Source organism: Arthrospira sp. PCC 8006 (assembly GCF_046480465.1).
Classification (GTDB): Bacteria; Cyanobacteriota; Cyanobacteriia; order Cyanobacteriales; family Microcoleaceae; genus Limnospira; species Limnospira platensis.
Window position 1 is genome coordinate 1 of record NZ_PKGG01000199.1, and the last position, 10,069, is coordinate 10,069.

General features: G+C 38.2%; 6 protein-coding genes. 3 read left to right on the forward strand and 3 right to left on the reverse strand.

Annotated elements, in window-relative coordinates; all coding sequences use genetic code 11:
* Together B9T16_RS21825 and B9T16_RS21830 are read left to right on the forward strand one after the other, a co-directional pair.
* A partial coding sequence (locus B9T16_RS21825; RefSeq protein ID WP_410245739.1) for a phospholipase D-like domain-containing protein occupies window positions 1-835 on the forward strand: 835 nt, incomplete at its 5' end.
* A 5-nt stretch (window positions 836-840) separates the two neighbouring features.
* Window positions 841-3,180, forward strand: a complete 2,340-nt coding sequence (locus B9T16_RS21830) for a hypothetical protein (RefSeq protein WP_410245740.1) — start codon at window positions 841-843, stop codon at window positions 3,178-3,180.
* Window positions 3,181-3,318: 138 nt separating this feature from the next.
* On the opposite strand, the gene B9T16_RS21835 is transcribed toward B9T16_RS21830, so the two are convergent.
* The 3 genes from B9T16_RS21835 to B9T16_RS21845 are packed head-to-tail and all read right to left on the reverse strand — an operon-like array spanning window position 3,319 to window position 9,365.
* Complete coding sequence (locus B9T16_RS21835; protein WP_014277131.1) at window positions 3,319-3,474, reverse strand: hypothetical protein; 156 nt, start codon at window positions 3,472-3,474, stop codon at window positions 3,319-3,321.
* The gene (locus B9T16_RS21840) at window positions 3,475-6,687 is read right to left on the reverse strand and encodes a UvrD-helicase domain-containing protein (RefSeq protein WP_410245741.1); all 3,213 of its coding nucleotides are present in this window, start codon (window positions 6,685-6,687) and stop codon (window positions 3,475-3,477) included.
* Between the two features lie 38 nt (window positions 6,688-6,725).
* Window positions 6,726-9,365 carry a PD-(D/E)XK nuclease family protein gene (locus B9T16_RS21845; RefSeq protein WP_410245742.1) on the reverse strand — a complete coding sequence of 880 codons (2,640 nt, stop codon included), beginning with the start codon at window positions 9,363-9,365 and terminating at the stop codon, window positions 6,726-6,728.
* Window positions 9,366-9,524: 159 nt separating this feature from the next.
* Between B9T16_RS21845 and B9T16_RS21850 the strand changes: the two genes are divergently transcribed.
* Window positions 9,525-10,069, forward strand: a 545-nt coding sequence (locus B9T16_RS21850) for a protein kinase domain-containing protein (protein ID WP_410245743.1), incomplete at its 3' end; no start/stop codon positions are given.

The window sequence follows — 10,069 nt, forward strand, 5'->3', positions numbered from 1 at the left end:
AGATGTCGTCGAAATGATTTGTAAAAAGTCCGAGCAACTCTCTCAAGGGGTGTGGATTATCACCGATTTAAGAGACGAAGTAATTGATAGAATTGACAGTCAAGTGGAGTCCAGACAACAATTACCTATCAGTTACCAAAACTCCGACCAAAACAAGGTAAGGTGTCTGCGGAGATTGTTGGAAATTAATAGTAATAAGCTAAAAATTAGAAGCGGAAAATTTCACTTAAAAACCTGCATTTCTGAACAATATGGTTATCTGGGTTCCTGCAATTTGACCCCCGGAAGTTTAAACCGAAACTTAGAATCAGGGATGATTTGGAGAAATACTCCCTTACATTCCCAACTGATTCAAACATTCGGTCACTTTTGGGATAACCACACCCAAGATGATATCATCGGTTCTGATAATGTGTTGACCTTGCGTTGCATTCCCCGTCCCTCTCAACCCCAAATTATTTCTAATTCTCAGCTTTTAAATCCCCGCCAATACTATCAAGATTTACTCAACGAACTCGGCGAGTTTCGGGGAAATATCGTTATTATCAGCCGCAGCTTTCGACCTACGCCAGAATTAAGAGAACTTTTAAAGTTATCAAAAACGCAAGTTTATATTGATAGCCAAATGAATAGCCAAGATGCTGATTTTACAATCAAAAGTATCAATTATTGCCATGCTAAAATAACCCTGCTTCAAGGCAAACTCGCCTACGTCGGCGGCATCAATTTTAACTTTTATCGCCGCAGCTTCGATTTGCATGATTTAATGTATAAAACGACGGACTTACAAGAGATTAAGGAAATCCTTAATTCTTTAACCAATCAGGAAAATTAATTATCATGACAACGCGATTATTTAATTTGGAATCTTACGTTAACTGCTGTCAATATGCAAACCAATTTAACAAATCCATAGACCGCTTAACTCCCTCCCCTGGAGATTTACCGAGAGGCTATAAAAACTTGATTAAAGATTTCGGAGATTATCGATATTTGAATCAACCCATTTTTACCGGCCATTATCCGTCAAAGTTGGCGGTTAACCCCACAGAAACGACTTACATGGGAACCCAGTTATCCACTGGGGAGACTCCGCGACTGTTCATTATTCCCGATACTATCGACTTATTAACTCTGAGTACGAGTAATTTTTTGGCATCCCAAGAAGCCTATTTATATAGTAGTGCTTATCATTACTGGAATAATTATTCTATTTTGCAAAACAGCCAAATAACTCGACCTCTGTTATTCTTGAATTTAGATAACTGGGTTGGTCGGGAAATGATTACGATTGAAATTCAAAATAATATCCCGATTTTGAAGCATCAAACTCCGATTAAACATCAATTTAATTTGAATACCCTCGACACTTATCAGTTAATTTGTAAAGATTTGGCATCGGAAATTTTAGCAACTTATTTTCCGAAATTAGCGAATACATCACAGACCCTTGAACATCTGGCTAATTACTTGCAAAAAGTTGCATTCTTTCAGCAACCTATAATCAATCAAGAAAATATCACCTTTGTCAGTGAAATCTGGCATAAAAGTAGAATTTTTTATAAAAAGGTGACGGTATCTCGCCAGAAAATTAGAGAAATTATTTTAAACAGAGTCAATTTAAATAAAATTAAAAACCTAATCCAAAGTTATCCCCAATATCAGTTTGTTTTAGTCTCTCAGTATCATTCATTAATCAAATCTCAAGTCAGATCTTCCCTTCCCGGAGTGATTTGTATTTCTAGTCAGCTTGGAGAATTTGACCGCATTTGGCAATACAAGCAGAATCATGGATCAAGATTCCATCTGTTTGGAATTTACCTGGATAAAATCGAGTTTAAGATTGGTATTGAGGGTCAAGAGAGGTGGATTCAACTGACAGAAGGCGATATTATTTCCTATGAAGGGGAATCTCGTGAGTTGATTGGCAAAATCCCGGAACTTGATAATAAGGATACTTTTAGAATCCCCCAAGATAACTTAAATCCGACTCTGCCAATTCGGGTTAATGGTGCAGATTTTTGTAAAGACGACACTCCCCAAGATTATAGCATTTCTGTGGTGGAAAATGAAGTAACGGAAGATGTAGAGGTGAGGATAAAATTTACCCTCAAACCGGGGTCGTCTCCCCTGCTGGAAGTTGAAGATATTAACAATAAGTATAACATCAAAGCGGAGTTAACTAATCGAATCGTTACGGTCAAATACTATGGTTATATTCCCTATCTGAAGTTGAGTCAAACCCGTGCGGAAAAGTCGCAACAGCAAATAGAGTTATTTAGATATAATAGCGATCGCTATCAAACTTTACAAAACTATTTACAAGAAGTTATCGCTAAATTAGACATGATTTTCCAGAATAACAGCCCAGTAACACGCCGACAATACCAAGAATTTAACAACTTCCTATCTCAAATGACGACTATTTTGCCGAAAAACATTTATAATCTTGATGTTCTTCAATATATTAATCCCGAAGAATTGACAGAATTAACACAAATTCTCGAAGATGATCGATGGCATCAAATCACTAAGATTATAAATATTTACCCTAGTAATAATATTGATAAAACAAATTGTGTTAAAAGTTCTTTGATATGGGTGGGAAAGCTGTATAAATTTTCTCCCTATATTTTGTCAGATTTTTATTTTAATCAATCCCAAGAATCGCAAATTTTAGACGATACAAAAATTAACTATGAATATTTCCTTTATTTGGCGAGAACTGCTATAAATGAATCCAGACAACAACAATATTTTAATTTATGCAATAATTCGGAACGATTCACTAATGAAGGATATATGTGGGGTTATGGTCGAATTTTACTATGGTATTTTAATTTCCAAGATGCTGGTAATATCTTAAATTATCGAAATCATTTTCGGCAAATTTTAGAGTATTTACGGCAACAAAACCCCACTTCCTTGAATAATCAGTATAAGCAAAATGTGTTTTTATCTCTCTCTTATTTGTTGGGGTTTAGGGAATTTGATGCTGGTTTTTGTCAACCCAATTCTCAAGAATATTATTTAGCTAAAGAAGTGATTACTAGGTTTGCTGATGACCGGATCATGTTAAATCAGGTTAGCAAAGAAAAGTCGCTGAATCAACTTTTTGAAGAGTTGATAGAAGGTAAATCGACGGAAACAGATTGTGATAATTTGGTGCAAGGTAGTTAAAAACAACATGGCATTTTTTAAGCCAGTAGGGTGCGTCAGATTGAGATGATTTTGGGGTAAATAGAAAGCCTTTAAACTCTGACGCACCAGGCGATAGTAGCGTCAGATTGAGATAATTTTGGGGTAAATAGAAAGCCTTTAAACTCTGACGCACCAGGCGATAGTAGCGTCAGATTGAGATAATTTTGGGGTAAATAGAAAGCCTTTAAACTCTGACGCACCAGGCGATAGTAGCGTCAGATTGAGATAATTTTGGGGTAAATAGAAAGCCTTTAAACTCTGACGCACCATCATTCATATAGCATCATATCTATGTTCGCAAATTTCACGATAGCGACAGGTTTGGCAGTTTTCTAGTGATGGTTTGGGGGGATAGTGTCCCTCTACTATATCTCGAACTATGCTTTCCGCTTCGTGGGCAGTTTTTTCTAATAGTTTTGGTGGCAAAGTGTAAAGTTGTTTATGGCGTAAATAGGCAATATGTGCCTCGGAATAGTTTAAGGCTTTAGCATAAGCCCATAGTTGTAGATTATGGTGTTCTGGGCGCATCACGCGATCGCTTTTATAGTCTAGCACCCAATTATCCCCAATTAGATCTGCTATGCCATTAAAGCTAACCCCTAATATATCTAATTTTAACTCAATTTCTCGATTAATTTCGTGGTCTCTAAATATTTTAAATTCTTCAGTATTATCAAAGTCTATGGCGAGGCAAATAGCCTCACTCAATAATTGTTCATCAGTTCCATATTCCGCGAATTTTTGGAGTTTATCAATATCTCTGATATCATATTCTAAAGCCTTGTGAACTAACTGCCCAATTCTCATGCCTTGATTGGCTTCTTCTGAGAAGCCTGGATGTCCGAGAATATAGATAAATTTAAACCGGGTTGGACAACGTTTATATTCACTTAAAGAGGTTACGGGAAGTTCAAATAAACCAGAAGTCATCGCCTCAGTCAGCAGGGGAGGGTTAATGGCTGGAGGTAGGGGACTTGGGGGGACTGGCGGGATGATATCATCACTATTAATTTCTAGGGTGGTTATGGGAATATTGGCAGCTTGTAACCCTAAGTATAATTTATTTAAATAATTACCTTTTTCCTGGGAGGCAGTTAATAAGATATAATCCCGACTGCGGGTTAATGCTACATACAGGATTCGCAATGCTTCGGCTTCTTCTCGCTGTTGATGGCGATATTTTAACCAGTTGTAAATGACTGGATCTTTTCGGTCTTGGTCTTCGTCTTTACAGGCGATCGCTACACCATATTCTGGGTCAAAATAAACGGGTACTGATGAGTTGGGAGTTGGGCGACTTAGGTCAGCTACAACTACCATTGGCCATTCTAATCCTTTGGCGGCAAAAATGGTCATTAATGATACTGCATTGCTGGTATTAATGGGGGGACGTTCTACGGTTACGGCTTTATCTTTTAGGCGCTTGAGACGGCGAACTACTCCAAATAAATCATCGGTTCCTTGTTCTAAAATTTGCACTAATTCTCGAAATCCATTAAAGTCCGCTAGGCGACGATTAGAGGCTGGTAAATTGGCGATTGTGGCTGTATATCCTGTTAATCTATCTGCAATTTGTAACAAGCGAGATGGGGGCTCAATATGGCGTTTTTTGAGTAGTCTTTTTAAAGGGTCGATCGCCTTTGTAAATTCTACAGGTGATCCACTGTTTAAAAATTTCCACCAACTCATATTTTCTGATGTAGATTGGTGGGATAATTTCAGGTTACTACTAACCTTGAATAAAAGGCGATCGCTAATCGCAAAAAAGGGACTTCTTAGTAGGGCTATTAATGCGATATCATCTCCAGGGTCGGCTAAGAATTTTAGCAGTGACCAAGCATCTTTAGCTTCTTGGGTTTCTAATAGGTTTCCACCTCCTGAAGGCGCTAAGGGTATTTGGGCGGCGGCTAGGGCTTCTCCATAACTATCTAAGGGTCCCCAGGTTCGCGTTAAAATAGCAATATCGCCTGGTTGAATGGGTCTTAATTGTTGAGTTTCTTTATCAAACACTGGAGTTTGATTATCTAACATTTCTTTTAAGGTTTTAGCAATCAACTTTCCTTCCGCTATCCGCCTTTGGGTAACATCAGTTTCGGCGGTTTTGGGGATAACAAATATCTGCAATGTTTCCCTAGGAGAGGGGGAGTCAATACGGACAGCTTCTAAGTCTTGTCTTAAATCTCCTAATAATGGAGAAAATACCTGATTAATTTGATTAATTAATTGCTGATGAGTCCGGAAACTTTGATTAAGAATTATCTCATCTCCCTGGTTGTCAATAATGCGTTTTCTAAATTTATTAAAAACTTGAATATCTGCCCGCCTAAACCCATAAATTGACTGTTTTTTATCACCCACTATAGTTAAATCTGCTGTCTGGGTTAAAAGTTCTAATATTTCGCCTTGAATGGGGTTGGTGTCTTGAAATTCATCAACTAAAAAAGTGCGCCAGCGTTGTTGATAATAGAGTTGAATGGTGGGATTATTTTGTAAAGCGGTTAATGCGCCAATTTCTAAATCTGCAAATGTCAAAACTCGGGCTTGCCATTTCAACTGTTGCAAATAGTCTTTAACTTCTCGGTAGGCTTCTTTTAAGGCGGCTAACATTTCGGCTAGTTTGTGGTCTGCTTCCCCAACTTCTGCATTAATTAAATTCTCTTTTATACAGGGTTTAACTAATTCCTCTCGTAAGGCTTTTAAGGCATCTTTAACAGTTTGTAGATTTTCCCCCCAGTTTTTTTTACTACCATATCTGATATTAATTTTATTGAAAACTTGCAGATTTTCGGAGACATTATCACCGTTTTCTAGGGATAACATGGCGCTAACTGTGGCTTGTCGGATAACTTCTAGTTTGTCTTCTGGCTTGCCAATATTTGACGTTAAAATGTCTTTTAATTCCCGCCATTGGGGATGATTTATGAGGTCTTCTAAGGCGCGATCGCGTAATTTTTGGGCTAACTCTGACCAGTCTATTTGTTGATTTAATGACCTTTCTGCCATCAAGGGGTCATCTAATAAGGTTGCCAAAATTCGCGATAATAAAGAATAATCTATGGTTTCAAAAACCTGAATTGGTAATTTAGATAAAGCAGTTTCTAACCCTTCATAAAGCCAGATTTTGCCTTCTAAATCTTCTAAAACTTGGAAGTCAGCAGGAACTTTAGCCGCCTGGGGATGTTCGCGACAAATACGACTAGCTAAAGCGTGAATTGTACTAATAGGGGCGGCTTCTAATTCTGCTAGTATATCGGGACGGTTAGGAAGTTGTTGCCTTACCTGTGAACGAATACGCGATCGCAATTCCTGGGCTGCTTTTTCCGTAAATGTAACCGCCACTATTTCCAAGGGAGAAAGTCCCTTTTCTCGCAAATAATATAAATACCTTTCTACTAACATATAAGTTTTGCCAGTCCCCGCCCCGGCTGTGACAATAATACTTTGAGGACTGGTAGCAGCCGCTTGTTGTGCATTTGTTAAACTCATGATTAATTAATCCTTAAATTTTGACCGACAATCTGCTATTATTTGGATGGTTTTTGGCGGCTTAAACGGTTTCCCTTACGACAAACCGAGTCAAATTGACAGTATTGGCAGACTTGCTGTTTCTGGTCTGGCGCTACTGGATAATTACCCTGTTGTAGCCGCTGTTTAACCTCGTCTGCAAAGGCTTCTAAAATTGCAGGGTCGGTTACTTTAGCCGGCAAATAACGCTGTTTTTTCAGAGAATACAACTTGACATCTACCTGTTGAACTTCCTTAAAATTTTGGGCGATCGCCTGTTGATATAATGGCATTTGAATATTGATTTTCGCTTGTCCTGAATCATCTTTAATTCCCAATGGTAAACTACCCGTAGTTTTATAGTCTAACACTAATAGACCCGTGGGGGTGCGGTCAATGCGATCGACCCTAGCAGTTACCTTTAACCCATACCATTCAGCATTAAAGGAATTTTCACAACTAATAATTTCGGCATTGGATCGCAAAAAATCTTCGGCTTGTAAATTCAATTCTAACATATTTAAACCTTCTAAACGGCGGGCTTCCCAACCCATAAAATTGTCAAAATTCACATTTTCTTCAGCTTTTAACGCCGCTTCCGCTTGAGATAATGCTTCGTTAATATCTTGTCTCTCCAACCGCCGTAAATCCGTTTGATTTTTGATATCTGTTAACAAAAGTTCTAAGCAGCGATGATATAACCGACCTCCGAGACTTCCAGTTATTTCCGCTTCCGCTTCTGAAGGTTCTTTTAAGCCTAGTAAATAGGTGGCAAACCACTTAAATGGACATTGACCTAATGCAAGTAATTGCGAGGCACTAAAAATCCGATTTTGATAATCAACTCCCACACCAATAACCCCATCATATTCATCAGGAGATTCCCCACTTTCTCGGCGCTGTTCAACTTGCCAATTTTTAATAATATCATTAACTAGAACATCATTGGATAACTTTTCTGGCTGTTGTAAATAATAGCGTCTAGCTTCCTCAATACTGGCTAAATTTAACAACGGTGGCGGAGTTATTTCTAGCCCTAAACGGGTAGCATACGGGCTAGGTAGCAGCAGCTTTTTATGATGCTGTTCCGCACAGGAAAAAGTCAAGGATATCGTGGGTATTCTTAATAGTTCATAAAAACATAATTCATTCCGTTGAGCGATGTCTATGGCTGTTTCTAGGGTAATGCCTAATTGAGATAGTCGCCGCGATTCGTAAAAGTCTAAAACCGGATCATTTTCAATGGCTGAGGGTAGGATACCTTCCTGAAAACCGATTAAAAAAACATGGGGATAACTCGCACCCTGTAGGGATAAAGGAGTGTGAACTTCTATGCCTCCTTTTCCTGGTTGCATGGGGACTTTTAGCTTGCTGATTATCTCTAAAATATCTTGACAAAATTCTTGTCGATTAAGACGATCGCCATCAGGTTTTGATAATTCTACCCAAGCTGCTTCTAATTCATTAAAAGCGACTATCTCCCTAGACCATTGACTGCTATTTTTGCGGATATCAAAGAATTTAAAAACTTGTTTAATGTGGTCTACCCAATTTTGGCGGGTATCGCTTTCTGGGAATTTTAACAATGATAAATTTAACCCTAATTCTTGCCATTCCGCTAGGTTATGTGGTCGCTTTTGTCGCGCTTCTAACCATTGTTGATATGTTAAATATTGGGCTAAAGGATGATACAAAAGTTTAGCGGTAGACTCAAAGGGAAAATTGTTTTCGATGACTTCTATTAATAATGCGATCCAAGACCCAAGGCGAATATTCCGCAAGGGAATTTTATAAAATAATCGCAGTGGTAACTGATATTCCCAAGCCATATCTAATAATAAGGGTGCATAGGTTTTTTCATCCTGAGTCACTAGGACAATTTCACGGGCTGATATTCCCTCTATCATTAACTGCTTAACTTGGGAAAGAACCCCCCTAACTTCTGCTTCTAAATTTGAATAAATATGGCATTGCACATTATTCGTGATTTCCCCTTTGTCTACAAAGCAGTTTTGTAGTTGTTCTCCTAAGCTAAAATTATCATTATTTTCCTGATAATTTACCTGCCATCCTTCACTTTCTAAATAGGCGATCGCCTCTCGATTTTTGGCAAAAAATTCCGCTTTTCCGGTCGGCAAAACCCAGATGCTATCTTCCCCTGCTACTAGGTTAATAAATTCGACCTGATCAGGTTGAGGTTGAAAATAACCATAAATCAATAAAGGTTGTGGTTTGGGTTGAAAATTAATGGCTTGCCAAAATAATTCATCTTGGTCAATATAGCCTTGCTTGAATAATTCTTGTTTATAGAGATTAGTCACTTGGGCTAAATCCCTAATTCTCCGAGAATTATGATTAATTAATAAGTTTAAGTCCACTCCAGATTTTAAGAGTTTTTGGCGGGAGGGTATTAACATTTTCGCGATACCATCAGGGTCATTACTGTTGATATTCTCAGCCACAATGCGCCGCCAAGTTCGATCCATAGTTAACACTGGCGCTATCGTAATTTGATGATTATTGATAGTTTTCATAGCCAGCTTGTCCAAAGATTTATAAGGTACTTTTAAACAACGGGCTACTGGTCGAGTTGGGGTAATAGTAGTTAAGTGTGATGGTAGATCGTTTAAATTATGGGGATTAACAATAAGCGATCGCATAATTAATTACACTCGTTTACAATATGATAATTTTACCCATAAGTTGCTGCTCTGGTCAAATAGGTGCTGATGATTGTTAACATTTCCCAATTTTCTGGTAACATTAGTCAAGGCTGACCGTCAAATTGAATGCTGAGTTAATCCCTTGAACTTCCCAACATGATTAATACTGCGCTGCTGTCAGGTCAAATTCTCCGCCACCACTATCTGATCATTCGTGAATTAGGTCATGGTGGCTTTGGACGCACCTATTTAGCTAAAGACCAACACCGCTTTGATGAGTTGTGCGTGTTAAAAGAATTCGCACCCCAAGTCAAAGGTAATTATGAGTTAAAAAAATCCCGCGAGTTATTTCAACGGGAGGCGCAAACTCTCTACCAACTTAAACATTCGCAAATTCCCCGATTTCAAGAACTATTTGAGGAAACCATAGGCGGTCAAGTTTATATCTTTGTAGTCCAGGATTATGTGGAGGGTTTCACTTACCGAGAATTACTAAAACAGCGACTGCAAAAAGGTAAATATTTTAGTCAAGCTGAAATCACCGAAATTCTGTTAAAATTGATCCCAGTGTTGGATTATATCCACTCCTTGGGAGTTATTCACCGTGATATTTCCCCCGATAATATCATCTGCAGAGACTCTGATTGGTTGCCAATTTTGATTGATTTTGGAGGTGTAAAACTCATTAAAGCCCGCATCAA

Coding starts and splice junctions, on each gene's coding strand:
- B9T16_RS21845 (WP_410245742.1), bottom strand. CDS start 9,365: ATGCGATCGCTTATTGTTAATCCCCATAATTTAAACGATCTACCATCA.
- B9T16_RS21830 (WP_410245740.1), top strand. CDS start 841: ATGACAACGCGATTATTTAATTTGGAATCTTACGTTAACTGCTGTCAA.
- B9T16_RS21840 (WP_410245741.1), bottom strand. CDS start 6,687: ATGAGTTTAACAAATGCACAACAAGCGGCTGCTACCAGTCCTCAAAGT.
- B9T16_RS21835 (WP_014277131.1), bottom strand. CDS start 3,474: ATGATGGTGCGTCAGAGTTTAAAGGCTTTCTATTTACCCCAAAATTAT.